Source organism: Amycolatopsis sp. NPDC104863, from assembly GCF_055582965.1.
Genome location: NZ_JBVJOW010000011.1, coordinates 187,310 through 211,532 on the forward strand (window position 1 = coordinate 187,310; position 24,223 = coordinate 211,532).

The following is a 24,223-nucleotide window of genomic DNA, read 5'->3' on the forward strand; positions in this document are numbered from 1 at the left end:
GACGAGCCCTACTTCTTCTGCTCCCACTCGCCGACGTTCCACAGAACACCGTCGTACGACTGCATGTAGACGCGGTCGATGCCCTTGAACGCCCACATGCTCGGCGTCTGGAACAGCGGCAGCGAAGCGTAGTCGTCCGCGATGGCCTTGTCGGCCTCCTGGTACTTCTGCAGCTTGACCTGCTCGTCGGTGGCCTTCACCGCGGCGGTGTACGGGTCGTCGATCTTCTTGTCGCACAGCGCCTGGTAGTTCTGCTCACCACCGTTGTCCGGGCAGACGTAAATCGAGCGCGACTCCGCCTTGAACGGCTGGGCGGACCAGCCGAACAGCGCGATGTCGTAGTCACCGGTCGAAACGCGGCCACCCTTGAGGAAGTTGGCGTCCGTCTCGTCCTTGACCTCGATGCCCGCGGCCTTGGCCTGCGAGATGATGATCTCGACGGTCTGGCTGCGACGCGCGTTCTGGTTGTGCGTGATCTTGAACGAGGCACGCACGCCGTTCTTCGCGAAGATGCCGTCGCCACCCTTGACCCAGCCGGCGTCGGTCAGGGTCTTGGCCGCCGCGTCGGCGCCCAGGCCCGCCTTGCTGCTGTACAGGTCGGTGTAGCCCTCTTCACCCTGGAAGAACACCAGGCTGTTGAGCGGCTCCGCGTCCGCCTGGACCTCCTTGAGCAGCTTGTCGGTGATCTCCTTGCGGTTCACCGACTCGAAGAACGCCTTGCGCAGGTCCTTGTCCGCGAACATGCGCTTGAAGTTCAGGTCGAGGTGCTCGTAGGTCAGCTGCGGGGCCGACCCGTAGGTCACGCCCTGCGCCGCGAGGCCCTTCATCGTCTGGGCCGCGGTGGCGTCCGGCTGGGTCGACGCCGCGACGTCGATCTCACCGTTCTGCAGCGCGGTCGCCATGGCCTTGGTGTCTTCCATGGCGCGGACGACGATCTTCGACGGGCCACCCTTGCCGCCCGCCCACTGCGGGTTCTTCTCGAGGGTGACGGCCTTCTGGTTGGCGTCGAACGCGGTGATCTTGTACGGGCCCGACGACGGCATGATGTCCGCCTTGAAGCCCTTCCACTCGTTCGTCCAGAAGTCACCGGCGGCCTTGACCTGGGCCGGGTCGCCGGTCGGGGCCAGCTTGGTGATGTCGGCGATGCCGGTCTTGGCCTCGAGGATGTGCGCGGGCATGATCGCCGGAGCGTTGAACAGGCCCTTGTAGTCGAGGTACGGCTCGCTGTAGTCGGTGACGAAGGTCAGGTTGTCCTTGCAGGTCGCCTTGTTGATCAGCGAGTAGCCGGTGGTCGAAGCCGAGTTGAACGGGTTCTTGCCGTCCGGGCCCTTGGCCAGGCCGCTCTGCGACAGCCACGCCAGGTACATGTCCTTGCAGTCGTACGGCTGACCGTCCGACCACTTGATGTTCGGCTTGATCTTGTAGGTGACCTGCTGCGGTTCCTTCGACGTGACGTCCCACGACTCGAAGACGTCGCTGTTCAGCAGCACCTTGTTGTTGCCGTCGAGCTTCAACGTACCGGAGAGCACCGCGGCCAGGATGTAGTTGTTGTACGAGCTGTTGGTGTCCGGGGTCTGGTTGTTGTACCCCGAGTACCCGTCGTCGATACCGATCGTGACGGTACCGTCGTACGCCGGCGTGCCCGCGAGCTTGAACAGGTCACCGGTCTCGGCCTTGCCGACAGCCATCGCCTTGACGTCGGTCGACGATCCGTTGGTGTCCGTGCTGCCCGAACCCGAATCGCCGCCGCTGCAGGCGCTCAGCAGCAGCGAAGCGCCGGCGACGAGCGACAAAGCGGAGACTGCTTTGGATCTCCTCATGAAGTGTGCCCTCCTAGCACTGAGCCCTTGAATATCGGGACAAGGGCCCACACCGCTCCGGTTTGGATGGGCCGGAGCCTACGACACGCCAAGCGACACTCAACTGGCGCACTGCGGGTGCACGCTAGAAAGGAAAAGCACCGACAGTCACCAGTTCAGGGTCGATCGTGACCAAAGGGTGACTTCCAGTGGACATCCAGAAATACGACGGTTACCTCACGGATTCAAAGACTCCTACTCGAAGGCGTCAGTGAAGATCACCCGGTAGTACTGAATGCGTAGCCGAGCGATTACTTCGGGCCGCGAGTCCAGTTCACCGCCGACCCGAACGGGCCCACCATGGGGGGACCCGGTGTGACGCCCGAGATGCCGGAGCCGATCGCCAGGGTGTCAGCCATCTGGAACAGCGGAATCACCACGTTCTGGCGCCAAAGTTCAGGCTCAAGAGTGGTCAGCGCTTCGGCGATCGGGGTCGACCCGGACAGCGCCGCGTCGATCGACGGCTGCAGCGCCGGGTCGCAGAACCCCGCCGAATTGCCCGGAACGACGGGTTTGTTCGGATCGGCGTTCGTGGCGGTCTGCTCCAGCCGGCAGCCGAACGTCGACGCGAGCACCGACGCCGTGTCGCCGCCGGTCGCCTGCGGCACGACGGCGATGTCGATCCCGACGTTGCCCGCCGAGTCGCCGGTCGGCTGCTGGACCCCGTCGACGACCGGCATCGCCAGCAGGCCGCTGAACAGGTCACGCGGCTGCGGCGTGATCGGGTTGACCTCGATGCCCTGCGCGGCGAGCTGGCCGGTGAGCTCTTTGGCGATCGACGCGTACGGCTCCTGCGTGCCGGGCGAGGCGATGACCAGCGAAAGCGCCTTGCCGTTCTTGCGCCAGCTGCCCGCGGTCTTGGTGTAGCCGGCCGCCTTCAGCGACTCCTCGGCCTTCGCGACGTCGGGAGCGGTCGGCGGGCCGGGCGGGATGGTCGCCGAGTACCCGCTCATCGACGGCGCCTTCACCTGGGCGTCGGCGTGCAGCGCCGACGACGGGCCGCCGTTGACCCCTTCGGTGATCAGCTTGCTCCGGTCGATGAGCGCGGCGATCCCCGCGCGGACCTGCGTGTCGTGCAGGGTGGCGCTGACCGGGCGCAGCAGCACGTCGGCCACCAGCGGCCGGGCCACCGTGTGCAGCTTGACCGCCGGGCCGAGGTCGCCGAGCCGCTTGAGCTGGTCGCCGGTGGTCCTGGCCAGCGCGAACTGGTCGTTGCCGCTCTGCAGCGCGGCCAGCAGGGTCTGCGGGTCCGAGCGGCGCAGCACGATCCGGTCGATCGCGGCGGGTTTCTCCCAGTAGCGCTCGTTGCGCTCGAGGATGACCTCGCCGCGGGCGGTGTCGAGGCTCTTGATCGAGAACGGGCCGGCGATGGCCGGGAAGTTCGAGGCCAGCGCCCCGCGCCACCCGTCGGGGGCGTCCTTGAGCAGGTGCGCGGGCAGCAGGTCCGAGAAGAGCGTCTGCCAGCCGGGATACGGCTTCGCGAAGGTGACCTCGACGCGCTTGCCGCCTTCGCGGGACTGCAGGTCGGTGATCTGCCGGTAGCCGGCGGGCCCGATCACGCCGGGCTGGTCGCGCATCTGGGTGCGCAGGTAGTCGAAGTCCTCGGCGGCGATCGGCGCGCCGTCGGACCAGGACGCGTCCGGCCGGATGTCGTAGCCGACCACGAACGGCTGCTGCGAGACCACCGACGCGGCCTTCATGAGGTTCTTGTCCAGCTGGGTGCTGCCGTCGTCCTTCTGGCGGAACACCGAGGGCAGCAGCAGCTGCGAGAGCGCCGAGGTCACCTGCGAGGAGTCCGCGAGGTTGTGCGGGTTGTACCCGCCGAGCACGTCGTCGACCCCGACGACGATCTGCGACGGCGTCTTGCCGGTGGTCGACACCGGCGCCACCGACGACGAGACGACCGGCGGTGGCGGGGTGTTCGAGCAGGCGGCGAGCAGCACGGCCGCGAGTGCCAGTACCGGCCCCGCCTTGCGATTCACCCGCACGCCCCGTCCTCCCAGATTCCGCCGATCGGGTCAGCCATGCTCCCACGACCGCCTTCGCGTCCGGAACCGAGATTCCCACACCCGGATCGGCCGGGTCCGGCACCCCTTGGTGCCGCTATCGAAAAGGACGCACGGAGGACCGTCCGGGTTCCCGGACCGTTCCGGAACGGCGGAACGAACACGGCCCGGACACGGGACGGGATTCACGCGAGGGTGAACACCAGGCTTCGAAGCCGTCGGAGCCCTATAAAGATATAAGGAGAAGAACGGCCGAATTCGTGACTTCGGGTCGGCCGGATATCCACCCAGGGTGACTGACGGCGGAAACGAAAAACCTCCCGGCGGTGACCGCCGGGAGGTTTTCGCGATTTCGGATCAGGCGTTGTCGCGGCTCTTCGCGCGCGAACGCTCCTTCGCGCGGGTGTTGACGTCGAGCGTGACCTTGCGGACGCGCACGACCGCCGGCGCGACCTCGACGCACTCGTCGACCGAGCAGAACTCCAGCGCCTCTTCCAGGCCCATCTTGCGCGGGCGGGCCAGCGTCTCCATCACGTCGGCGGAGGACTGACGCATGTTCGTCAGCTTCTTCTCCTTGGTGATGTTGATGTCGAGGTCCTCGAAGCGCGGGTTCTCGCCCACGACCATGCCCTCGTACACCTCGGCGCCCGGCTCGACGAAGAACGTGCCGCGGTCGGCCAGCTGGATCATCGCGTACGCGGTGACCGGGCCGGTCCGGTCGGCGACCAACGAGCCGCTGTGGCGGGTGCGGATCTCGCCCGCCCACGGGAAGTAGCCCTCGAACACGTGGTTCGCGATGCCGGTGCCGCGGGTCTCGGTGAGGAAGTCGGTGCGGAAGCTGATCAGGCCGCGCGACGGGAGCACGTACTCGAGCTTGATCCGGCCGCTGCCGTTGCCGCTCATGTCCTCCATGCGGCCCTTGCGGGCGGCCAGGAGCTGGGTGATCGCGCCGAGGTGCTCTTCCGGCGAGTCGATGTAGAGGCGCTCGAACGGCTCGTGCAGCTTGCCGTCGATCGTGCGCAGCACCACCTGCGGCTTGCCGACGGTCAGCTCGAAGCCCTCGCGCCGCATCTGCTCGACGAGGATGGCCAGCGCCAGCTCGCCACGGCCCTGGACCTCCCAGGTGTCGGGGCGCTCGGTCGGCAGGACGCGGATCGAGACGTTGCCGATCAGCTCCTGGTCGAGGCGGGCCTTGACCAGCCGCGCGGTGACCTTGTCGCCGCCGTTGCGCCCGGCCAGCGGCGAGGTGTTCACGCCGATGGTCATCGAGATCGCGGGCTCGTCGACGGTGATCCGGGGCAGCGCCACCGGCGTCTCGGAGTCGGCGAGCGTGTCGCCGATCGTGATGTCCGGGATGCCGGCGATGGCGACGAGCTCGCCCGCGCTGGCCTCGGTCGCCGGGACGCGGGTGAGCGCCTCGGTGACGAGCAGCTCGGAGATGCGGACGTTCTGCACGGTGCCGTCTTCGCGCATCCAGGCCACGGTCTGGCCCTTGCGGAGCTTGCCGGCGTGGATGCGGATCAGCGCGATGCGGCCGAGGAAGTTCGACGCGTCCAGGTTGGTGACCAGCGCCTGCAGCGGCGCGTCGAGGTCGGCGGCCGGCGGCGGCACGTGCCGGAGCAGCGTGTCGAACAGCGGGTCGAGGTTCTCGCTCTCGGGGATCTCCCCGTCGGCGGGCTGCTCCAGGCTCGCCTTGCCGGCGCGCGCGGAGGCGTAGACGACCGGGAGGTCGAGGATCGCGTCGTGGTCGGCGTCCTCGATGTCGCTGGCCAGCTCGAGCAGCAGGTCGTGGGTCTCCTCGACGACCTCGGCGATGCGGGCGTCGGGCCGGTCGGTCTTGTTGACCAGCAGGATCACCGGCAGGCCGGCTTCGAGGGTCTTGCGCAGCACGAAGCGGGTCTGCGGGAGCGGGCCCTCGGACGCGTCGACCAGCAGGACGACGCCGTCGACCATGGCCAGGCCGCGCTCGACCTCACCGCCGAAGTCGGCGTGGCCGGGGGTGTCGATGACGTTGATCGTCACCGAGCCCTCGGGCGTCTGGCGGTGGATGGAGGTGTTCTTCGCGAGGATCGTGATGCCCTTTTCGCGCTCCAGCTCCCCGGAGTCCATCACGCGGTCGACGAGCTCGGCCCGCTCGGCGAAGGCGCCGGACTGGCGCAGCATCGCGTCCACGAGGGTCGTCTTGCCGTGGTCGACGTGGGCGACGATCGCGACGTTGCGCAGGTCGGGCCGGGTCTTACCGGTCGCCCGGCCGGTTTCGACGGTAGCGCTGGCTGCGGGCACGCGAGAACTCCTGAACTTCAAGGGTTGGATGGCCGCGTAAGCCCGTCAGGCATCCCGTGACCGGCTCTGGTCACACGCGGACCTCACCCAGGATACCTGCCACCCCATTGTGAGCGGCCCCACGCCCCCACGTCGGTTAGGCTGACCTAACGTGGAAACCCGGTGAACGTCGCCGAATCGGAAGGTGCGTGCGCGTGGGCAAGAAGCCGCAGGACCCGCGAAAGGTCGTGCGCAAGCTGATGAAGGCCGGCAAGGTCAAGAAGAAGTGCTGCCGGTCGAAGCCGCGCTGCAAGAAGTGCCCGGTGCTCGCGCTGAAGAAGGCGAAGGAGAAGCTGGACCTCGCCGCCTAGTGCGCCACCGCCTCGTTGACCTGGCGCAGTTCGGGCGCCGTCTTCGTCGGCGAGAACTCGATCACCTCGTACTGCGCGAGGTGCTTCACCGCGAACGGGTCGGACGCCAGGATCGCGTCCAGCTTCCCGCGGGACATCGGGCGCGTGATGATCACGCCGCCGACGCGCGGGTTCCGCCGCCCGGACGCGAGGAAGTGGCCGTGCTCGTACTGCTTGTTCAGCCACTCCGCGTGGTCGGGCAACGCGTAGTCGATTTCCTCGATCGGAGCCGTGTAGTTCAGCAGGACGACATACATGGTTAAGACGGTAGACCCGTCCGGCCCGGCGCGCGGCCGTCGTGACCGAGTGTTGACGGATCGGGCTATAGTCGGGGCATGCACGCGCAGACTGCCAGCTGGTGGCCGCCCTCGGCGGCCCACTGACCCTGCGCTGAACTCCAGCGGCCGCCCCGGACGGGCGGCCTTTTTTGTGCCTTCTCCCGGGGTGGTCCCACCTCGAAGGGAAGACACATGAGCAAGCTGTCCGGCATCACGCCGTCGGGTCACGTCCACCTCGGCAACCACCTCGGCGCCGTCCGCCGCTGGGCTCGCGAAGGCGGGCCGGACGACCTGTACTTCGTCGCCGACCTGCACGGCATGACGACTCCGCACAACCCGGCGAAACTCCGATCCTTGGCGAGCGAGCAGCTCGCCGTGCTCATCGCCGCCGGCATCGACCCCGAGCGGGTGTTCGTCCAGTCCGACCTCGCCCGCGAGCTGGGCGCGCTGACCTGGGTCCTGGAGTGCACCTGCAACTACGGCGAGGCCGCGCGGATGATCCAGTTCAAGGAGAAGTCGAAGGGCCAGGCGGGCGTGCGACTGTCGCTGCTGACCTACCCGGCGCTGATGGCCGCGGACATCCTCCTGCAGGGCGCGGACGAGGTGCCGGTCGGCGAGGACCAGCGCCAGCACGTCGAGTTGACGCGGACGCTCGCCAAGCGCTTCAACAGCACGTACGGCGAGGTGTTCACGATCCCGGAGGCGGTGCTCCCGCCCGCGGGCGCGCGGGTGAAGGACCTGACCGACCCGACGCGCAAGATGTCGAAGTCGACGCGGGACGCGGTCGGCGTGGTGTTCGTGCTCGACGAGCCCGACCAGGTCCGCCGCAAGATCCGCCGCGCGGTCACCGACGGCGGTTCGGTGCCGGTGCACAGCCCGGACACCCGGCCGGGGATGGCGAACCTGCTGGAGATCCTCGCCGCGTGCCGGGGTGGTTCGCCGGCGGACCTGGCCGAGGAGTTCACGTCGTACGGGGCGGTGAAGGACGCCGTCGCGGACGCCGTGATCGAGGAGCTGCGGCCCGTGCGTGAACGAGCGTTAACCCTGTTGGAAGACGCCGCCGAGCTGGAGAAGGTCCGCAAAGCGGGCGCCGAGCGCGCGCGGGAACGCGGCGCCCACCGGGTCGACGCGGCGCTGCGGATGATCGGCGCCTGTTGAAGGTCGGGTGAGCGGTGGCGGTGGCAGCGCGGGACGAGCGGGTGGTCGGCCGGGTCCGGCAGGCGCTCGAGCAGCTCCCGCCGCCACCGCCGGGCCCACGCCGCGGTCAGGCCAGCAGCGCGCGGAAGGCCGGCAGCAGGATGCGGTCCGCGGGCAGCCAGTCGACGTCGTCCAGGTCGTCGGGCCCGAGCCACTGGACCGCGAGGTGCTCCACCGCGCGCGGCTCTTCGCCGGGCGAGACGAGCGTCGCGGCGTAGATGCGCAGGACCTTGTCCCCGGGCAGCGGCACCTCCGGCCCGACGCGGTCGCCGACCTCGATGACGACGTCGAGCTCCTCGCTGCACTCGCGGGCCAGCGCGAAGGCGTCCGACTCACCGGTCTCGACCCGTCCGCCGGGCAGCTCCCACTGCCCCGCGTGCCCCGGCGGCCAGGCCCGCTGCTGGGCCAGCAGCTTGCCGTCACGCACCAGGGCGGCACCCACGATCACACCGTTCACAGCCCCGGAATCTACCCGGAAGCCACTTCCCCGGCCTCGCCGAGCCGTCACGCTTCCCCGCCCGCGGCCGTACGCCAGACGGCCACGAACCGCGCGCCGCCGTCCGGTGACTCCCCCACCTGGACGCGCCCGCCGCGCCGCCGGACCGTCTCCGCCACCATGGCCAGCCCGAGTCCCGTCCCGCCGGACGACCGGGCCCGGTCGTCGGCGATCCGGTAGAAGCGGTCGAACACCTTCTCTCGGTGCTCCGGCGCGATGCCCGGGCCGTCGTCGTCGACGACCACCCGCACCGACGCCCGCGACGCCAGCACCGACACCACGATCTCGCCACGCGCGTAGCGGCACGCGTTGCGCAGGAGGTTGTCGAGCACCAGCTCCACCTCGGCGTGCGCGGACGACGCCCAGGCCTGCGCGACGGCGTTGCTCACCCGCGTCTCCGGCGCTCCCGCCGGCAGCCGCGCGACGGCCGCGCGCACCTCGCTGACCAGCTCGACCGGCTCCGCGGCCGGCACCTCTCCGGCGTCCGAGCGGGCCAGCGACAGCAGCCCGTCGAGCAGCGACGAGAGCCGCTCGGCCTCGGTCAAGATGTCCGACAACGTCTCCTGCGAAAGCTCCGGATCCGGGTTCGTCACGGCCACCTCGGCCTGCACCCGGATCGAGGCGACCGGCGACCGCAGCTCGTGCGCGGCGTCGCCGGTGAAGCGCCGGAGCCGGTCGCTCGCCTGCTCCTGCCGCTCCAGCAGCGCGTTGAACTCCTCCGCGAGCGCGCGCAGCTCGTCGTGGGAGTCGGGCAGGGCCAGCCGCGCGCCCGGCGGCAGCGAGCGCACCGAACCGCGCATGCGCGCCACCGGCCGCAGCGACAGCCGCACCACCAGCCACGTCGCCAGGCCCGCGACCAGCGCGCCGACCGACGCGACGACCACCAGCCACACCCCGCCGTAGTGCACCGCGGCCGAGAACCCGACCAGGCCGGCGCCCGCGACGACCAGCCGTTGCGCCCCGTCCGGCGCGCTGACGACCGTGCCGAGGTACCGCGCGCCGTCGACCTGGACCGGCTGGCCGGCCTTGAGCGTCGAGACGTCCGAAGGCGACAGCCCGGACGGTGTGCCGCCGTCCACCGGCGCACCCGAGATGTCCAGCACCCGCAGGGTCACCGGCGCGGCGCCGGAGAGCGGCCGTCCCGCGCCCACCTCGGCGCTCGCCGGGCCGAGCGCGCCCGCCAGCTCGCGGTCGACCGAGTCGATGAGCAGCGGGGACAGCTTCGCCGCGGCCAGCGCGGCCAGCCCGAGCAGGCAGGCCAGGGTGATCGTCGCGGCCAGGACGGTGATCCGGACCTGCAGGGACCGGCCCCGCCACCACGGGATCACGGGGTGATGACCTCGTCGAGCTGGGCGTCCGAGGCCAGGTAGCCGTGCCCGCGCACGGTCCGCAGCAGCGCGCCCGCGCCGACGGCGTCGAGCTTGCGCCGCACGTACCCGACGTACACCTCGACGAGGTTGCGCGTCACGGCCTGCTCCTCACCCCACACCGCGCGCAGCAGCTCGTCCTTCGTGACGACCGTGCCCGCGCGCCCGACGAGCACCTCGAGCAGCGCGAACTCGCGGGGGCTCAGCCCGACCTCCTCGCCGTTCCAGTGCACCTGCCGCAGCCCGCGGTCGACCTCCAGCGCGCCGAGCTTCAGCGTGCCGCGGCCCGCTTCCGGCCCGGCGCGGCGCAGCACCGCGCGGACCTGCGCGACCAGCACCACGAAGGAGAACGGCTTGACGAGGTACCCGTCGGCGCCCAGGTCGAGGCCGTCGGCCTGGTCGACCTCGCCGTCCTTGGCCGAGACGAGCAGCACCGGCGTCGTGACGCCGTCCTTGCGCAGCCGCTCCAGCACGCGGTAACCGGACAAACCCGGCAGCATGATGTCGAGCAGGATGACGTCGAACGAGCCGGTGCCCGCCAGCTGCAGGCCGGTGGGGCCGTCCGCGGCGGTGACCACGTCCATGTCCTCCGCGCGCAGCCCGCGCTGCAGCGCCTTCCGCACGCCCGGTTCGTCGTCGACCACCAGCACCCGAGGTTTCACGCTCCTCATCATGGCCGGTTTGCGCAGGTCCTGTGGGATCTCTCAGCACGATCTCAGCGTGGAAGGGAGAACCTTCAGGGGTATCTCAGCCTCGAGAGGGAAGCGTCGTGGCCAGGGAGCCGGGCACACTCGAGCCCGGGACACCACAGGGAGAGACGCATGAAACCGAAGACGAAGGGCATCACCGCCGCGGTCGTCGGCACCGCGCTCGGCGCCGGCGGGCTCGCGTTCGTCGCGATGCCGGCCAGTGCCGACGACAAGCCGGCGCTGCCGCAGGTGAGCGCCGAGGACCTCGTGCAGTCGGTCGTGAAGGCGAAGCCGGGCGCGTTCGACGGCACGGTGAAGGTCAGCAACGACCTGGGCCTGCCCGCCGTGGGCAACGCGGTGCCGGGGGCGTCGGCGCTGAACATGGACTCGGCGCACATCTTCACCGACGGCGCGGGCAAGAGCCGGCTGGCGGTCACGCAGGGCGCGAGCCAGGAGACCGTCGTCCACAACGGCACCACCGTCTGGGACTACAGCTCCAAGACGAACACCGCGACCAAGGTGACCATCCCGGCCGACGTCGCGCAGCAGAAGGGCGCGGGCAGCGACAAGACCGCCGACCCGGTCGCGGCGAGCACCGAGCTGCTGGCGAAGGTCCGGGAGAGCAGCACGGTGTCGGTCGACGGCACCGCGACGGTCGCGGACCGCCCGGCCTACGAGCTGGTCCTGACGCCGAAGCCGACCGAGCGGACGCTGCTGCGCGAGATCCGCGTCGCGGTCGACTCGCAGACGCGGATGCCGCTGCGCGTGTCGGTGCTGAGCAACGGGACGTCGACGCCGGCCCTGGAGGTCGCGTTCACCGAGATCCAGTTCACCCAGCAGCCGGCCGACCTCTTCACCTTCACCCCGCCGAAGGGCGCCAAGGTGCAGGAGAAGACGCCGACGGTCGACCAGAAGGACAAGGACCTCGCCGAGCAGGCCAAGCAGGACACCAAGGTCGTCGGCGACGGCTGGGACACCGTCGTCACGGGCAAGGTCCCGGCGGACGCGCTGAACGCGGCGCCGAAGCAGCAGTCCGGTGAGCGCCGCGGTGGCGCCAACGCCGACCCGAAGGCGCTGCTCGAGCGCTTCGCCAAGAAGGTCAACGGCGCCTGGGGCAGCGGCTACCTCGTCACCACGAAGGTCGGCACCGCGGTGCTGACCGACGACGGCCGGTTCGCCGCCGGCGCGGTGCCGGAGCAGGTCCTCTACGAAGCGCTGGGTCAGAAGTGACCAGCACCACTGTGGAGTCCGGGGCGGACGTCTCTTCGGAGGCGTCCGCCCCGGCGGTTCCCCTCGCCGCGCGCACCCGGGGACTGCGCAAGGTCTACGGCAGCACCGTCGCCGTGGACCACGTCGACCTCGACATCCCGGAAGGCGCCGTCGTCGGGATGCTCGGGCCCAACGGCTCGGGCAAGACGACCACCATCCGGATGCTGCTCGGCCTGGTCCGGCCGACCGAGGGCGAGGTCGAGCTGCTCGGCCGTCGCATGCCCGAAGCCGCGGCGCACGCGCTGCCGGACGTCGGCGCGCTGGTCGAAGGCCCGGGCTTCCACCCGTTCCTCTCCGGACGCGACAACCTGCTGCGCTTCGCCGCGGCCGAACCGCGGCTGGCGTCGTCCGGGATCCCGTCCGCCGTGGACTCCGCGCTGGAGCGCGTCGGGCTGACCGCCGCCGCGCGGCGGCGCTACAAGGGCTACTCGCTCGGCATGAAGCAGCGGCTCGGGCTCGCCTCGGCGTTGCTCGTGCCGCGGAAGATGGTCGTGCTCGACGAGCCGACCAACGGCCTCGACCCTGCTGGTACCAGGGAGATCCGCAGGATCGTCGCCGAGCTGCACGCCGACGGGGTGACCGTGCTCGTGTCGTCGCACCTGCTGGCCGAGGTCGAGGCGACCTGCACGCACGTGGCCGTGCTGCAGGCCGGGAACGTCGTCGCGCAGGGCGAGCTGGCCGAGCTGCTGGAGTCCGGGAACGCGGCCCTGCTGGTCCGCACGCCGGACGCCGAGCAGGCCGTGGAAGTGCTGCGGGAGCACCGGATCGGCGCGCGGCTCACGCCGGACGGCGTCCGCGCCGACCTGACGGCGACGGAAGCGCCGCGGGTGCTGCAGGTCCTGGTGGGCGCGGGGGTCGCGGTCCACGAGGCGACGCGGGCCCGCACCGGGCTGGAAGACCTGTTCGCGCGGCTGACGGAGGGGGCGGAATGACGGCGGTACTCGAGGCCCCGGTGGCCCGCACGGGCCACGACACGGTGCCCCTGCCGCGGCTGCTGGCCGCGGAGCTGCGCTGGATCTTCCGGCGGCCGCGCACGCTGGCCGTGCTCGGGCTGCTGGCGCTGATCCCGGTGATCATCGGCATCGGCCTGACGCTGGTCGACGACACCCCGGCCGGCGGGGGCGGCCCGGACGAGGGCGGCGGGGCGCTGCTGGCGTCCGCGGTCAACAACGCGTTCGTGCTGCCGATCGCGGCGGTCGTGATGTCCTTGGCCCTGCTCCTGCCGCTGGCCTCGGCCATGGCGGGCGCGGACGCGATCGCGGGCGAGACGGCCCACGGCACCCTGCGCGGCTGGCTGATCGCCCCGGTCGGCCGCGGCCGGCTGCTGGCCGTGAAGGCGTTCGGCGTCGCAACGGTGTCGGTGGTCTCGGTGCTGGCGATGTGCGTGACGGGCGTGGTGACCGGGCTGATCATCAACGGCACGGACTCGCTGTTCACGTTGTCCGGCACGACGTTGTCCCTGGGCGGCGCGCTGGCCCGGATCCTGCTGATGGCGGCCTGGGTGGTGCTCCAGCTGTGGGCGGTCGGCGCGGTGGCGCTGGCGATCTCCAGCTGGACCGAGCACCCGATGCTGGTGGTGGCCTCGGTCCTGGCGGCCGACATCGTGTTCACGATCCTGGGGTTCCTCTCGTCGCTGGACTGGCTGCACCCGTTCCTGCTGACGAAGGACTGGTCGATGGCCCCGGCGGAGGTCCTGCAGGACCCGATGGGCACGCAGATGCTGGGTGAGGGTGCTTTGCGGGCGGCGTGCTACATCGTGATCGGGCTGTCGCTGGCCTACGCACGACTGTCCACTCGCGACGGCTGAGTGAAGGCGAGGATGCGGCGCCACGCGTCGTCGCAGGCCTCGCCCCACTCCGCGTGTGACCGGTCGAAGAACGAATGCGGCGCGCCCGCGTACACGTGCTGCTCGTAAGGCACGCCGGCCGCGTCGAGCGGACCGGTGAAGGCGTCGAACTCGGCGCGGCTCGTCGCGACGTCTTCGCCGGCCAGCAGCAGCAACATCGGTGCTTCGAGGTCGTCGACGACGTCCTCGACCAGCTTCGGCAGGCCGTAGAAGCCGATCACCCCGGCGAGGCCGAGGTCCGCCGCCGAGAGCCGCCACGACTGACCGGCGCCGAAGCAGAAGCCCACGGTGAACACCGGCCCGTCGCCGAGGAAGTCCCGTGCGGCGGCGACGTCTTCCGCGACGTCGTCCGGCCGCACCTGCGGCAGGTGGCTTTCCCAGTCGAACGCGTCGTCCCGCGCACCGAGTCCCGCGGTGCGGCCGTAGTAGTCGACGGCGACCGTCTCGAACCCGGCTTCGGCGAACCGGCGGGTCAGGTCGCGGTAGAAGGCGTGCACCCCGCGGACGTCCGGCAACAGGACGATCTTGCGGCCGTTCGGCGCGGCGGGCACCGCGTGGTGGGCGAGGAACTCGACGCTCGAGGTCAGCGTCAGGGGTCCGTCCGCCGCCACCTCGCCCCGGATCGGCGGTGCGGGCGGGCGGCTTTCGGTGCTGTGGCACATGGGAAGTCCTTTCGTCCCGGCCGAGCTTGCCGTGCACCGGCATGCGGTCCCAGCCCCTGTCGTGGGGACGGTCCGTCGTTCCTGGTACCAGCAGGGCCAGGCCCGCGGCGCGGAAAAGCCGCACACTGGCACGCATGGACCGGGAACTGGGCCGCTTCCTGAAGTCGCGCCGCGAAGCCGCGACACCGGCCGGCAGCGGAATCCTCACCGGCCCCCGGCGACGGGTGGCCGGCCTGCGGCGCGAGGAGGTCGCGCAGCTCGCCGGGATCAGCGTCGAGTACTACGTCCGCCTGGAGCAGGGCCGGGCGCGCGGCCCGTCACCCGAGGTCCTCGACGCGCTGGCCCGGACCCTGCGGCTCGACGACGTCGAACGCGGTCACCTGCACGACCTCGCGTCGGCCCGGCCCGCCCGGCCGCCGTCGGCCCGCCGGGCACGCCCGGAGCTCGTGCAGCTGCTGGCGAAGCTGGACCGCGTCCCCGCCCTCGTCCTCGACCACCGGCTCGACGTCCTCACGTGGAACCCGCTGTCCGCGCAGCTGTTCTTCGACTTCGCGGCGACGCCGTCCCGCAACCTCGCCCGGTTCTGCCTGCTCGACCCGGCGAGCCGCGAGGTGTTCCCGGACTGGCCCGACGTCGCCCGCGCCACCGTCGGCCAGCTGCGGCTGGTCGCGGCGCGCTACGCGACCGACCAGGCGCTCGCGACCCTCATCGGGGAGCTGACACTGCGGAGCGAGCCGTTCCGGACGCTGTGGTCGGGCCGGGTGGTGCAGCAGCGCACGCACGGGCGCAAGCGCTTCCGCCACCCGGTCGCGGGCGAGCTGACGCTGCGGTTCGAGAACTTCGAGCTGCCGGACTCCTCGGGCCAGCGGCTGGTGACCTTCACCGCGGAACCCGGCAGCCCGTCGGAGTCCGCGCTGGACCTCCTCGCGCACTGGGCCGGCTGAGTCAGCCGACCAGCGCGACGCCGTCCGGGTCGAACTCCAGCGTCACCGCGTCCCCGGCCCGCAGGTCCGACGCCGCCGGCGCGACCGCGTCCACTGTGGACTCCGCGAGCTTCACGACGAGCCGGACGTGCTCCCGCCGGTGCACCGCCGCCACGACTTCGCCCGGCACGCCTTCCGCGGCCACCCGCAAAGCATGCGGCCGCAGGCCGAGCCGGACCGGGCCGTCGTCGACGTCCGGGAGCGCGACGTCACCCAGCTCCGTGTGCACCACTCCGCCCGCCGCGACGCCGGCCACGAAGGTCGTCACGCCGAGGAACCGCGCCACGTCGTCGTCCGCCGGGTTGCGCCACACGCGCCGGACCGCGCCCTCCTGGGGGACCTCACCCGCGTCGAGCACCGCAACCCGGTCGGCCAGTGTGAACGCCTCTTCCTGATCGTGCGTCACCAGCAACGCCGTGATCTTGCTGCGCCGCAACAGGTCCGCGAGGTCGATCGCCAGCTGCTCGCGCAACCCGGCGTCCAAACCGGACAGTGGCTCGTCGAGCAGCAGCAGCCGCGGCTTCGGCGCCAGCGCCCGGGCCAGCGCGACCCGCTGCGCCTGCCCACCGGACAGCTCCGTGACGCGCCGGCGTTCGAAGCCCGAGAGCCCCACCAGCGCCAGCAGCTCGGCCACCCGCGAAGCCCACTGGGAGCGGGGAACGCCGTGCATCCGCAGGCCGAACGCGATGTTCGCGGCGACGTCGCGGTGGCCGAACAGCTGGCCGTCCTGGAAGACCAGCCCGAAGCCGCGGCGGTGGACCGGCACCGCGCCGAGGTCGTCGCCGTCCCAGCTCACCGTGCCGCGCGCCGACGGCTCGAGCCCGGTGATCGCGCGCAGGAGCGTCGACTTGCCCGAGCCCGACGGGCCGAGCAGCGCCAGCACTTCGCCGTCGGCGATGTCCAGCCGGACGTCGCGCACCGCCGTGAACGATCCGTAGTGGACCGTCAGGTCCCGCACCGACAGCGCCATCAGAACTCTCCCACCCGGCCGCGCGCGGCCCCGAGCCGGTCGATCAGCGCGACCGCCAGCACCGTCACGAGCATCAGCAGCGCGCACGCGGCGTACGCCATCTGGTTGTTCAGCTCCCCCGGACGCGCCATCAGCGACGCGACGGCGACCGGCAGCGTCGGCGCCGTCGGCCGCGCGAGGAAGCTCGTCGCCCCGAACTCGCCGAGCGCGACGACGAACCCGAACCCCGCGGCGGCGACCAGCGGCCGCAGCGTCAGCGGCAGGTCGATCTCCCGCCACACCCGCAGCGGGCTCGCCCCGAGCGTCGAGGCGGCCTGCCGCAATCGGACATCGACCGAGCGCAGCACCGGCAGCACCATCCGCACGACCAGCGGGATGATCACGAGCGCCTGGGCCAGCGGCACCAGGTAGGGCGACGTCCGGAGGTCGCCGGGCAGCGCGTCGAGCGTCACCAGGTACCCGAACCCGACGGTCACCGCGGACACCCCGAGCGGCAGCATCAGCACGGCGTCCATGGTTTCGCCGAGCCCGCGCGCGGCCCGGGTCGGCGACCGCCGCAGCGCCACCAGCACCACGGACGCGAGCACCCCGACGACCATCGCGAGCAGCGTCGCGTCGACGGCCACCTTCAGCGAGTTCACCGCGGCGTCCCAGCCGGAGACCTGCAGCGCGCCCTTCTCGCCAGTGCTGGTTAACGCTCGATAACCGGCGAAGCTCCAGCCGTCCGAGCTGGACACCGACTCGGCGAGCAGCGCGACGATCGGCGTCAGCACCAGAGCCAGGACGACTCCAGCGACGCCGACAGCCCACCACTCACCGCCGCGCGGGCGCCGCGCCTGGCCGGCCCCGGTCCGGGCGCCTTCCTTCCGACGTCGCGCCAGGCCGCCGAGAACGAGAGCGGCGACCACGGCGGCGAACTGGATCAGCGAAAGCGCCGCCGCGCCCGAGAGGTCCAGGAGGTCGACCGTCCGCAGGTAGATCTCGGTCTCCAGAGTCCGGTACTTCGCGCCGCCGAGGATCAGCACCACCCCGAAACTGGTGGCGCAGAACAGGAACACCACGGCCGCGGCGGACGCGATCGCGGGCGCCAGCGCCGGCAGCGTCACCGAGCGGAACGCCCGCCACGGTGACGCACCCAGCGCACGGGCGGCGTCGGTCGTCCGCGAATCCAGCCGTGCCCACAGCCCGGCGACGGTCCGCGCGACGACGGCGACGTTGAAGAAGGCGTTGGCCAGCACGATCGGCAGCACGCCGCCGTCCGGCCAGAGCGCCCGGAACGCCAGCCCGACCACGACGGTCGGCAGCACGAACGGCACCAGCACCAGCGTCCGCGCGAGGCCGACGCCGGGCAGCTTCACCCGGGCCAGCACGAACGCCACGGGCAGCCCGGCCAGCACGGCGACCACTGTCGACGCGGCCGCGCTCGCCACCGTGAACCCGGCCAGCTGCCAGGTCCGCGGGTCGCCCAGGACCGCGTCGAGCCCGCCCGCGGCGAACCCGCGGCCGACGATCGCCAGCACCGGCCAGGCGAAGAACACGACCAGGAAGCCGATCGGGGCCAGGCCGAGCAGCGCCAGGCCGAGGCCTCGGGCCGTCCGTGGTGGGGCTAGGACTGCACGAGCGTGCGCCATTCGCCGATCCACTTCTCGCGTCCGGCCTGCACCTGGTCCGCGGGCAGCGTCTGCGGCTTCTGCGGCAGCGGCGCGACCTGCGCCCAGCCCGCGGGCAGGTCGACCCCCTGGCGCGCGGGGTAGACGTACATGTTCGCGGCCACCGTCGCCTGGAACTGCTGCGACAGCAGGAAGTCGACGACCTTGCGCGCGCTCTCGGTCTGCTTGCCGTTCGCCAGCACCCCCGCGTACTCGACCTGGCGGTAACAGGTGTCGAGCAGCGCCTTGGTGCGTGGCTTCCCGTCGTCACCCACCTCGGCGGCCGGCGAGGAGGCGTACGAAACGACGATCGGGCGCGGTCCCTTGCCGGACGAGCCGGAGAAGTCCTTGGTGTAGGCCTCTTCCCAGCCGCTGACGACCTTGAGGCCGTTGGCCTTCAGCTTGGTCCAGTAGTCCTTCCAGCCCGCCTCGCCGTACTTGGCGACCGTGCCGAGGAGGAACGCCAGCCCGGGCGAAGCGGTCGCCGGGTCCTCGGCGACCAGCAGGTCCTTGTACTTCGGGTCGGCGAGGTCGTCGTAGGTCTCCGGGGCCGCGAGGCCCTTGCTCGTGAAGTAGTTCGTGTCGACGTTGACGCAGACGTCGCCGACGTCGACCGCGGAGAGCCGGTGCTCGGGGTCGACGGCGTAGCGCTGCGGCCCGCGGTCGGCCTCCGGGCTGGTGTAGGGCTCGAAGACGCCTTCGGTGAGCGCGCGCGAGGCGAAGGTCGAGTCGACGCCGTACGCGACGTCGCCGACCGGGTTGGCCTTGGTCAGCACGAGCTTGTTGGTCAGCGATCCGGCGTCGCCCTGCTTGAGCACGGAGATCTTGATGCCCGACTGCTTCTGGAAGGCGTCGAGCACCTCCTGCGGGGCCAGGAAGGAGTCGTGCGTCACGAGGGTGACGGTGGGCGTCTGCTGCGTGCCACCGTCACCGTCCGACAGCGAGCACGCCGCGGCGACGGCACTGACGGCGGCGACGGCCGTCGCGGCGCGAACAGCCCTGCGTTTCATCTACCCTCCTGCACTTTCACCGGACGAGGAGGAAGAGCCCTCCCTTCGCCGGCATGATCCGGTCAGGTGCGAACGGTCGCGGGGTGACCCGCCTCTCAGCCCGGCTGACCGGACTCCCGTGGCAACCGTGCAGCGTAGTCCAGGACGTACGACCATGGAGACATGACGGAAATCTTGAGCGACTCCGAAGCCGACGGACGACTGGGCGCCGGCTGGACCCGGTCCGGCGCGGTGATCTCCCGCGAGGTGGAGCTGGCGAGCTTCCCGCAGGCGATCGAGGTGGTGGACCGCGTCGCGGTGCTCGCCGAAGCGGCCGACCACCACCCGGACATCGACATCCGCTGGCGCACGCTGACGTTCCGCCTCTCGACCCACTCGGCGGGCGGCTTGACGGAGAAGGACTTCTCGCTGGCCGCCGAGATCGACTCGGTGCTTTCTTCTCTGTGACCTCGGTTACGCTCAGTGCACTTTTTGGCCGTTTCGACGTCTCTCGGTAAACAACTTTGCTAGGAGAGACGAGACATGACGCAGGCGATCGTGGTCGGCACGGCGGCATTCGCGACGATGGTGGCAGCGGCCGGCGGTGTGCTCTGGTTCACCGCCCGCGGCCGCCGTCACCCGGATGCCGGTGAGTTCGATCACAGCCGCTAACAAACCGCAAGATCAGCGCGCTGAGCAGGGCGGAAGCATCGGATTCGGCCTTAGGAAGAGCCATGAACAGCACCGCCACCCTCACCGCCGCCCAGCGCGCCTGGATCAACGCCCTCGCCCCCGCGGTGGTGCTGATCGCCATCGCCCTGATGGGCCTGCTCGGCTGAACCGCCGCCGTCAGTACCGCGGCATGTTCGGGATCGCCTTCTCGGCCACTTCGATGAGGGCCTCCACTTTCGGGACGTCGGCCGCCACGTCCTCCGCCGTCAGCGAAGGCGCCTCCGAGGATCGGTAGGCGACTTCGTTGCGGCGGGCCCGCATCCGGTTGAAGGGGCGCAGCACGTGCCCCAGCGGCGGGTCGAGCTGAGCGAGAACGGCCTCGTAGACGGTGACGTGCCCACCCCGGCTCGTCACACGCAGGCCCTGGTTCTGCAGGACGGCCGCCAACGCACGCCGCGCGCCGTCGTAAGCCAGCGTGTACGCGCCTTCCGGATCGGTTTCCTTCAGCCGCAGCGCCGAAGCCAGGTGCGTGCGCGCGCGGACGAGCTCGGCCTCGGCGGCCTCCCGCGACGCCGGAACGTGCTCGATCGCACCGCGGGTGATGAACGCGTCGATCCGCTCACGTCCTTGGTTCCACTGGGGCATCAGGCCTCCTGGCCGAGGTTCACCGGGACCAGCGGACGTTCACGCACGCTGGTGACAAACGGATCCGCCGTCTCCGCGGCCCACGACTCCGGCGAGATCCGGTGCACGTTGACCTCACGGTTCAGCTGCCGCGACACGCCTTCGGCCAGGTCGAAGAGCTCGTCCGGATCGGGCGAGCCGACAACAAGGACGTCGACGTCACCGGGCGGCGGGCCGGGTTCACCGCGGTAGCGCGCCGCCCACGAGCCGTAGATGAAGGCCTCGGTCACGCCGGCCAGCCCGGAAAGGGCCTCGGCGAGCAGCGGCATCGGCCCGAAGGTGACCGCGATGAGGTCGCTCAACGGCCGGTAGAGGGGGGTATCGGTGCGGGCTTTGACCAGCCGGCTCCGCCCGACCCGCCGGGCGTCCAGGATCCCGCCCTCGACGAGCCGCTCGACCTCCCGCAGGACGGCGGTGGGCGTGACACCACAGGCGTCGGCGAGCTCGGTGATGGTGTACTCGCGCTCCGGGTGCAGCAGGACGAGCGCGAGCAGCTCACCCTGCATGCGCGAACGCAACAGGGGCAGCAGGCTCGGCGACGCTTTCATTGGGCGCAGTTTATCCTGCGTCCAATGAAAATAACAACCAGTGATCGAGCGTGACGATGATCGTCGAAGTGGAACGGCACGGCCTCGTCGCGATCGGCGAAGGCGATCACCCCGCGGCCTACCAGGCCGCGGAGTGGCTGCGATCGTCCCGGGCGGCGATCGGCGTCCCGGCGAACCCCATCCGGATGCACGTCGAAGTCCTGCGACGGTTCGGCGGTCTCGCTCCACGCGCTCTTGTCGGTGGACAGTTCGTGCCCGGCCAGGGCGACCGGACTCAGCTGGCCGTCGCCGTGGCGACCTTCGGGCTGTTCGACGCCGACGAGGAGCCGACCTGCCCGAGCGAGCTCTGGAAGGAACCGTTCACCGTCGGGCTGCCCGGTGAGTTCGCCCGAGCAGTGGCCGACGCGCTCGACGAAGGGCCAAGCCTTCCGGCGGGGACACTCACGATCGACCGCGCGGGCTTCGACCTCGTCAACTCGTCCGAAATGATCTTCGGGCAGGCTGCACGTGCGTTGAAGACCGCCATGGTCGCCCGAATTTCGGGCCAGGATGCCGACGCCGCGACCAGGGCGCTCGTCAGCACCTGGTGACTCACGCAGCGCCTACACGTTGAAGCGGAACTCCACCACGTCGCCATCAGCCATGACGTAGTCCTTGCCCTCCATGCGGACCTTGCCCGCCGCCCGGGCCGCCGCCATCGAGCCTGCCGCCATCAGGTCGTCGTACGAGACGATCTCCGCCTTGATGAAGCCGCGCTCGAAGTCCGTGTGGATCACGCCCGCCGCCTGGGGGGCCGTTGCGCCCTGGGGGATCGTCCAGGCGCGGGACTCCTTGGGGCCCGCCGTCAGGTACGTCTGCAGCCCCAGCGTGTGGAAGCCCGCGCGGGCCAGCGAGTACAGGCCCGGCTCCGGCTGGCCGACCGACTCGAGCAGCTCGCGGACCGACTCCTCGTCGTCCAGCTCCAGCAGCTCCGCCTCGACCTTCGCGTCTAGGAACACCGCGTCCGCGGGCGCGACGAGCTTCGCCAGCTCCTCGCGGCGGGCCTCGTCGGTGAGGATCGACTCGTCGGCGTTGAAGACGTAGAGGAACGGCTTCGTCGTCAGCAGGCTCAGCTCGCGCAGCGCGTCGAAGTCGACTTCCTTCTGCGCCTGGAACAGCGTGCGTCCGGCGTCGAGGATCTCCTTCGCCTTCTGCGCGTTGTCCAGCGCGGGCTTGTTCTCCTTCTTCGTCCGCGCTTCCTTCTCCAGCCGCGGCAGCGCCTTGTCCAGCGTCTGCAGGTCGGCGAGGATCAGCTCGGTGTTGATCGTCTCGATGTCGCTCGACGGGTCGATGCGGCCGTCGACGTGGATCACGTCCGGGTCGTCGAACACGCGGATGACCTGGCAGATCGCGTTGGCCTCACGGATGTTCGCGAGGAACTTGTTGCCCAGCCCGGCGCCCTCGGACGCGCCCTTCACGATGCCCGCGATGTCCACGAAGGACACCACCGCCGGCACGATCTTCTCCGACTTGTGCAGCTCCGCCAGCTTGTCCAGCCGGGGGTCCGGCAGCGGCACCACGCCGACGTTCGGCTCGATCGTCGCGAACGGGTAGTTCGCGGCGAGAACGTCGTTGCGGGTCAGCGCGTTGAACAGGGTGGACTTGCCGACGTTGGGCAGGCCGACGATACCGAGGGTCAGACTCACGATCTCGCAGTCTACGTGGCTCGCCCGGCCGGGCCCCACGCGCCCAGCGCCGCGTCGGATTTCCGCCAGCGATGGCGCTGACCTGCTGGCATGCTCGGATCCATGGTCACCGAAACGCTCGCACTCTGGCGCGACGCCGAGCGCTGCTACCGCGTGGTCACCGCCCGCGACTCACGCTTCGACGGCCAGTTCATCATGGCCGTCCGCACCACCGGCATCTACTGCCGCCCGTCCTGCCCGGCGTCGACGCCGAAGGAGCAGAACGTCCGGTTCTTCCCGACGTCCGCGGCCGCGCAGTCCAACGGCTTCCGCGCCTGCCGCCGGTGCCTGCCCGACGCCGTGCCCGGCTCGCCGGACTGGGACGTGCGCGCCGACCTCGCCGCGCGGGCGATGCGCCTGATCGCGGACGGGACCGTCGAGCGCGAAGGTGTGCCGGGCCTCGCGCGGCGCCTCGGTTATTCGGAACGCCAGCTCGGCCGGGTGCTCACCGCCGAGCTGGGCGCGGGCCCGCTGGCGCTGGCCCGGGCGCATCGCGCGCATTCGGCGCGGCTGCTGATCGAGATGTCCGGGCTGCCGCTGACGGACGTCGCGTTCGCGGCGGGCTTCTCCAGCGTGCGGCAGTTCAACGAGACGATCCGCGAGGTGTTCGCGACAACGCCGTCGCAGCTTCGCGCCTTCGCGGCTTCTCGACGGGGACGTCACGGCGACGTCAGTGGGACGCGCCTCAGCCTGCGGTTGCCGTTCAGGCCGCCTTTCGACGCGCCTGGGTTGCTTCGCTTCTTCGCGGCCTACGCGGTACCGGGCGTCGAGGAAGTCACGGTGACGTCGTACGCCCGCACGCTGCGGCTCGCCCACGGCAGCGGCGTCGTCCGGTTGACGCCGGAGCCGGACCACGTGCGCTGCGAGCTGCTGCTCACCGACCTGCGCGACCTCGGCAGCGCGGTCAGCCGGGTGCGCCGGCTGCTCGACCTGGACGCCGACCCCGCGGCGGTCACCCGTGTCCTCGGCGCCGACGCGGCGCTGGCGCCGATAGTCGAAGCCGTGCCGGGCATCCGGGTCCCGGGCACGGTCGACGGTGACGAGCTGGTGCTCCGCGCCCTGCTCGGTGACCGCGTTCCCGCGGCGCTCGGCAACGAGGTGCCGGGCGAGTGGGGCGTGACGCGCCTGTTCCCGACGGCGGCCCAGATCGCGACGGCGGAGCTGGGCGAGGCCGTCACCGGTGTCGCTGCCGCGCTGGCCGAGGGCACGCTGGACGTCCACGTCGGCCGGGATGCGGCCGAGCTGCGCACCGACCTCCTGGCGTGCCCTGGCATCACGGCGTCGACCGCGGACTACGTGCTCATGCGCGTCCTTGGCGCACCGGACGTCCTGCTGACCGGTGACACCGCCGTCCGGAGGGGCGCCGAAACCCTCGGCATCACACCGGATTCGCTGTCCGAACGAGCCCGGGCGTGGACGCCGTGGTGCTCCTACGCCGGGATGTACCTCCGGCGCGCGGCCTGACCCGGCGTCAGCCTTGCTCGCCCTGCCACAGCAGGGCTTGGGCCACGATCACTTGGTCACCGTCGAAGGTCGCGGCCGGTGAGCCGTGCAGGCGGTAACCGAGCTCCAGCGCCTCGCTGACCCGGTGGCAGAACTTCGCGTCGTCCGGTCCGGTGAGCAGGCGATAGCGGGGCAGGCCGTTCGGCGGCTGGTCCGTCAT

25 protein-coding genes and 1 riboswitch are annotated in these 24,223 nt (G+C 71.0%); of the genes, 10 read left to right on the plus strand and 15 right to left on the minus strand.

What is annotated here, in order from left to right:
- Window positions 1-8: 8 nt before the first annotated feature.
- The 3 genes from ACZ63J_RS44610 to typA form a co-directional block, all read right to left on the minus strand.
- Window positions 9-1,820, minus strand: coding sequence for an ABC transporter family substrate-binding protein (locus ACZ63J_RS44610; RefSeq protein WP_465402498.1), 1,812 nt, complete (start codon window positions 1,818-1,820; stop codon window positions 9-11).
- A gap of 290 nt (window positions 1,821-2,110) precedes the next feature.
- Complete coding sequence (locus ACZ63J_RS44615; RefSeq protein ID WP_465402496.1) at window positions 2,111-3,847, minus strand: ABC transporter family substrate-binding protein; 1,737 nt, start codon at window positions 3,845-3,847, stop codon at window positions 2,111-2,113.
- Between the two features lie 375 nt (window positions 3,848-4,222).
- A complete protein-coding gene (typA, locus tag ACZ63J_RS44620; RefSeq protein ID WP_465402494.1) occupies window positions 4,223-6,148 on the minus strand; it encodes a translational GTPase TypA in 1,926 nt (641 codons plus the stop codon).
- Between the two features lie 194 nt (window positions 6,149-6,342).
- Between typA and ACZ63J_RS44625 the strand changes: the two genes are divergently transcribed.
- Window positions 6,343-6,498, plus strand: coding sequence for a hypothetical protein (locus ACZ63J_RS44625; protein ID WP_465314257.1), 156 nt, complete (start codon window positions 6,343-6,345; stop codon window positions 6,496-6,498).
- Here ACZ63J_RS44625 and ACZ63J_RS44630 read toward each other — a convergent pair.
- Entirely contained in the window at window positions 6,495-6,794 is a 300-nt protein-coding gene (locus ACZ63J_RS44630) for a YciI family protein (RefSeq protein ID WP_465336172.1), read from the minus strand. The two genes, ACZ63J_RS44625 and ACZ63J_RS44630, sit on opposite strands and share 4 nt — an antisense overlap.
- A 213-nt stretch (window positions 6,795-7,007) precedes the next feature.
- Here ACZ63J_RS44630 and trpS point away from each other — a divergent pair, with 213 nt between their 5' ends.
- On the plus strand, window positions 7,008-7,973 hold the full coding sequence (gene trpS / locus ACZ63J_RS44635; RefSeq protein WP_465402492.1) for a tryptophan--tRNA ligase: 966 nt from the start codon (window positions 7,008-7,010) through the stop codon (window positions 7,971-7,973).
- A gap of 106 nt (window positions 7,974-8,079) precedes the next feature.
- Here the strand turns inward: trpS and ACZ63J_RS44640 are convergent, their stop codons facing one another.
- Genes ACZ63J_RS44640 through ACZ63J_RS44650 form a run of 3 tightly spaced genes read right to left on the minus strand, consistent with a single transcriptional unit; the run spans window position 8,080 to window position 10,549 of the window.
- Window positions 8,080-8,469 (minus strand): (deoxy)nucleoside triphosphate pyrophosphohydrolase, encoded by a 390-nt coding sequence (locus tag ACZ63J_RS44640; protein WP_465402490.1) that lies wholly within the window; start codon window positions 8,467-8,469, stop codon window positions 8,080-8,082.
- Between the two features lie 47 nt (window positions 8,470-8,516).
- Window positions 8,517-9,836 (minus strand): ATP-binding protein, encoded by a 1,320-nt coding sequence (locus ACZ63J_RS44645; RefSeq protein ID WP_465336169.1) that lies wholly within the window; start codon window positions 9,834-9,836, stop codon window positions 8,517-8,519.
- Window positions 9,833-10,549: a response regulator transcription factor gene (locus ACZ63J_RS44650; protein ID WP_465314262.1), complete on the minus strand. Its 717-nt coding sequence runs from the start codon at window positions 10,547-10,549 to the stop codon at window positions 9,833-9,835. Before ACZ63J_RS44650 ends, ACZ63J_RS44645 begins: the two co-directional genes overlap by 4 nt.
- A 147-nt stretch (window positions 10,550-10,696) precedes the next feature.
- Between ACZ63J_RS44650 and ACZ63J_RS44655 the strand changes: the two genes are divergently transcribed.
- Genes ACZ63J_RS44655 through ACZ63J_RS44665 form a run of 3 tightly spaced genes read left to right on the plus strand, consistent with a single transcriptional unit; the run spans window position 10,697 to window position 13,640 of the window.
- The gene (locus tag ACZ63J_RS44655; protein WP_465402488.1) at window positions 10,697-11,794 is read left to right on the plus strand and encodes a LolA family protein; all 1,098 of its coding nucleotides are present in this window, start codon (window positions 10,697-10,699) and stop codon (window positions 11,792-11,794) included.
- Window positions 11,791-12,765, plus strand: a complete 975-nt coding sequence (locus tag ACZ63J_RS44660) for an ABC transporter ATP-binding protein (RefSeq protein ID WP_465314264.1) — start codon at window positions 11,791-11,793, stop codon at window positions 12,763-12,765. Before ACZ63J_RS44655 ends, ACZ63J_RS44660 begins: the two co-directional genes overlap by 4 nt.
- Window positions 12,762-13,640 (plus strand): ABC transporter permease, encoded by an 879-nt coding sequence (locus ACZ63J_RS44665; RefSeq protein WP_465336166.1) that lies wholly within the window; start codon window positions 12,762-12,764, stop codon window positions 13,638-13,640. Before ACZ63J_RS44660 ends, ACZ63J_RS44665 begins: the two co-directional genes overlap by 4 nt.
- Here the strand turns inward: ACZ63J_RS44665 and ACZ63J_RS44670 are convergent.
- The gene (locus tag ACZ63J_RS44670) at window positions 13,610-14,341 is read right to left on the minus strand and encodes a dienelactone hydrolase family protein (RefSeq protein WP_465402486.1); all 732 of its coding nucleotides are present in this window, start codon (window positions 14,339-14,341) and stop codon (window positions 13,610-13,612) included. The two genes, ACZ63J_RS44665 and ACZ63J_RS44670, sit on opposite strands and share 31 nt — an antisense overlap.
- A gap of 134 nt (window positions 14,342-14,475) precedes the next feature.
- Here ACZ63J_RS44670 and ACZ63J_RS44675 point away from each other — a divergent pair, with 134 nt between their 5' ends.
- Complete coding sequence (locus ACZ63J_RS44675) at window positions 14,476-15,285, plus strand: helix-turn-helix transcriptional regulator (RefSeq protein WP_465402484.1); 810 nt, start codon at window positions 14,476-14,478, stop codon at window positions 15,283-15,285.
- Window position 15,286: 1 nt separating this feature from the next.
- Here ACZ63J_RS44675 and ACZ63J_RS44680 read toward each other — a convergent pair whose 3' ends face one another.
- Genes ACZ63J_RS44680 through ACZ63J_RS44690 form a run of 3 tightly spaced genes read right to left on the minus strand, consistent with a single transcriptional unit; the run spans window position 15,287 to window position 18,953 of the window.
- On the minus strand, window positions 15,287-16,294 hold the full coding sequence (locus ACZ63J_RS44680; protein WP_465402482.1) for an ABC transporter ATP-binding protein: 1,008 nt from the start codon (window positions 16,292-16,294) through the stop codon (window positions 15,287-15,289).
- A complete protein-coding gene (locus ACZ63J_RS44685) occupies window positions 16,294-17,925 on the minus strand; it encodes an ABC transporter permease (protein WP_465402480.1) in 1,632 nt (543 codons plus the stop codon). The genes ACZ63J_RS44680 and ACZ63J_RS44685 overlap by 1 nt, the downstream gene beginning before the upstream one ends.
- Window positions 17,901-18,953: a thiamine ABC transporter substrate-binding protein gene (locus tag ACZ63J_RS44690; RefSeq protein ID WP_465402478.1), complete on the minus strand. Its 1,053-nt coding sequence runs from the start codon at window positions 18,951-18,953 to the stop codon at window positions 17,901-17,903. The genes ACZ63J_RS44685 and ACZ63J_RS44690 overlap by 25 nt, the downstream gene beginning before the upstream one ends.
- 22 nt (window positions 18,954-18,975) lie before the next feature.
- Window positions 18,976-19,083: riboswitch (TPP riboswitch) on the minus strand.
- Window positions 19,084-19,115: 32 nt separating this feature from the next.
- On the opposite strand from ACZ63J_RS44690, the gene ACZ63J_RS44695 reads away from it, so the two are divergent.
- Window positions 19,116-19,400 carry a 4a-hydroxytetrahydrobiopterin dehydratase gene (locus tag ACZ63J_RS44695; RefSeq protein WP_465336160.1) on the plus strand — a complete coding sequence of 95 codons (285 nt, stop codon included), beginning with the start codon at window positions 19,116-19,118 and terminating at the stop codon, window positions 19,398-19,400.
- 75 nt (window positions 19,401-19,475) lie between these two features.
- The gene (locus ACZ63J_RS44700) at window positions 19,476-19,604 is read left to right on the plus strand and encodes a hypothetical protein (protein ID WP_364453334.1); all 129 of its coding nucleotides are present in this window, start codon (window positions 19,476-19,478) and stop codon (window positions 19,602-19,604) included.
- Window positions 19,605-19,781: 177 nt separating this feature from the next.
- On the opposite strand, the gene ACZ63J_RS44705 is transcribed toward ACZ63J_RS44700, so the two are convergent.
- Window positions 19,782-20,249 (minus strand): hypothetical protein, encoded by a 468-nt coding sequence (locus tag ACZ63J_RS44705; RefSeq protein WP_465314272.1) that lies wholly within the window; start codon window positions 20,247-20,249, stop codon window positions 19,782-19,784.
- Window positions 20,249-20,836 carry an ArsR family transcriptional regulator gene (locus tag ACZ63J_RS44710; RefSeq protein ID WP_465402476.1) on the minus strand — a complete coding sequence of 196 codons (588 nt, stop codon included), beginning with the start codon at window positions 20,834-20,836 and terminating at the stop codon, window positions 20,249-20,251. Before ACZ63J_RS44710 ends, ACZ63J_RS44705 begins: the two co-directional genes overlap by 1 nt.
- Before the next feature lie 56 nt (window positions 20,837-20,892).
- On the opposite strand from ACZ63J_RS44710, the gene ACZ63J_RS44715 reads away from it, so the two are divergent.
- Window positions 20,893-21,426, plus strand: coding sequence for a hypothetical protein (locus tag ACZ63J_RS44715; protein ID WP_465402474.1), 534 nt, complete (start codon window positions 20,893-20,895; stop codon window positions 21,424-21,426).
- 12 nt (window positions 21,427-21,438) lie between these two features.
- Here the strand turns inward: ACZ63J_RS44715 and ychF are convergent, their stop codons facing one another.
- Complete coding sequence (ychF, locus tag ACZ63J_RS44720) at window positions 21,439-22,521, minus strand: redox-regulated ATPase YchF (protein ID WP_465336158.1); 1,083 nt, start codon at window positions 22,519-22,521, stop codon at window positions 21,439-21,441.
- A 102-nt stretch (window positions 22,522-22,623) separates the two neighbouring features.
- On the opposite strand from ychF, the gene ACZ63J_RS44725 reads away from it, so the two are divergent.
- Complete coding sequence (locus ACZ63J_RS44725) at window positions 22,624-24,024, plus strand: AlkA N-terminal domain-containing protein (protein WP_465402472.1); 1,401 nt, start codon at window positions 22,624-22,626, stop codon at window positions 24,022-24,024.
- A 7-nt stretch (window positions 24,025-24,031) separates the two neighbouring features.
- On the opposite strand, the gene ACZ63J_RS44730 is transcribed toward ACZ63J_RS44725, so the two are convergent.
- The gene (locus ACZ63J_RS44730; protein ID WP_125312655.1) at window positions 24,032-24,223 is read right to left on the minus strand and encodes a DUF1737 domain-containing protein; all 192 of its coding nucleotides are present in this window, start codon (window positions 24,221-24,223) and stop codon (window positions 24,032-24,034) included.

Excerpts from the sequence above, each read along its gene's own strand:
- ACZ63J_RS44610 (WP_465402498.1), bottom strand. The coding sequence starts at position 1,820 with ATGAGGAGATCCAAAGCAGTCTCCGCTTTGTCGCTCGTCGCCGGCGCT.
- ACZ63J_RS44630 (WP_465336172.1), bottom strand. The coding sequence starts at position 6,794 with ATGTATGTCGTCCTGCTGAACTACACGGCTCCGATCGAGGAAATCGAC.
- trpS (WP_465402492.1), top strand. The coding sequence starts at position 7,008 with ATGAGCAAGCTGTCCGGCATCACGCCGTCGGGTCACGTCCACCTCGGC.
- ACZ63J_RS44650 (WP_465314262.1), bottom strand. The coding sequence starts at position 10,549 with ATGATGAGGAGCGTGAAACCTCGGGTGCTGGTGGTCGACGACGAACCG.
- ACZ63J_RS44655 (WP_465402488.1), top strand. The coding sequence starts at position 10,697 with ATGAAACCGAAGACGAAGGGCATCACCGCCGCGGTCGTCGGCACCGCG.
- ACZ63J_RS44665 (WP_465336166.1), top strand. The coding sequence starts at position 12,762 with ATGACGGCGGTACTCGAGGCCCCGGTGGCCCGCACGGGCCACGACACG.
- ACZ63J_RS44670 (WP_465402486.1), bottom strand. The coding sequence starts at position 14,341 with ATGTGCCACAGCACCGAAAGCCGCCCGCCCGCACCGCCGATCCGGGGC.
- ACZ63J_RS44675 (WP_465402484.1), top strand. The coding sequence starts at position 14,476 with ATGGACCGGGAACTGGGCCGCTTCCTGAAGTCGCGCCGCGAAGCCGCG.
- ACZ63J_RS44680 (WP_465402482.1), bottom strand. The coding sequence starts at position 16,294 with ATGGCGCTGTCGGTGCGGGACCTGACGGTCCACTACGGATCGTTCACG.
- ACZ63J_RS44685 (WP_465402480.1), bottom strand. The coding sequence starts at position 17,925 with ATGGCGCACGCTCGTGCAGTCCTAGCCCCACCACGGACGGCCCGAGGC.
- ACZ63J_RS44690 (WP_465402478.1), bottom strand. The coding sequence starts at position 18,953 with ATGAAACGCAGGGCTGTTCGCGCCGCGACGGCCGTCGCCGCCGTCAGT.
- ACZ63J_RS44695 (WP_465336160.1), top strand. The coding sequence starts at position 19,116 with ATGACGGAAATCTTGAGCGACTCCGAAGCCGACGGACGACTGGGCGCC.
- ACZ63J_RS44700 (WP_364453334.1), top strand. The coding sequence starts at position 19,476 with ATGACGCAGGCGATCGTGGTCGGCACGGCGGCATTCGCGACGATGGTG.
- ACZ63J_RS44705 (WP_465314272.1), bottom strand. The coding sequence starts at position 20,249 with ATGCCCCAGTGGAACCAAGGACGTGAGCGGATCGACGCGTTCATCACC.
- ACZ63J_RS44710 (WP_465402476.1), bottom strand. The coding sequence starts at position 20,836 with ATGAAAGCGTCGCCGAGCCTGCTGCCCCTGTTGCGTTCGCGCATGCAG.
- ACZ63J_RS44715 (WP_465402474.1), top strand. The coding sequence starts at position 20,893 with ATGATCGTCGAAGTGGAACGGCACGGCCTCGTCGCGATCGGCGAAGGC.
- ACZ63J_RS44725 (WP_465402472.1), top strand. The coding sequence starts at position 22,624 with ATGGTCACCGAAACGCTCGCACTCTGGCGCGACGCCGAGCGCTGCTAC.
- ACZ63J_RS44730 (WP_125312655.1), bottom strand. The coding sequence starts at position 24,223 with ATGACGGACCAGCCGCCGAACGGCCTGCCCCGCTATCGCCTGCTCACC.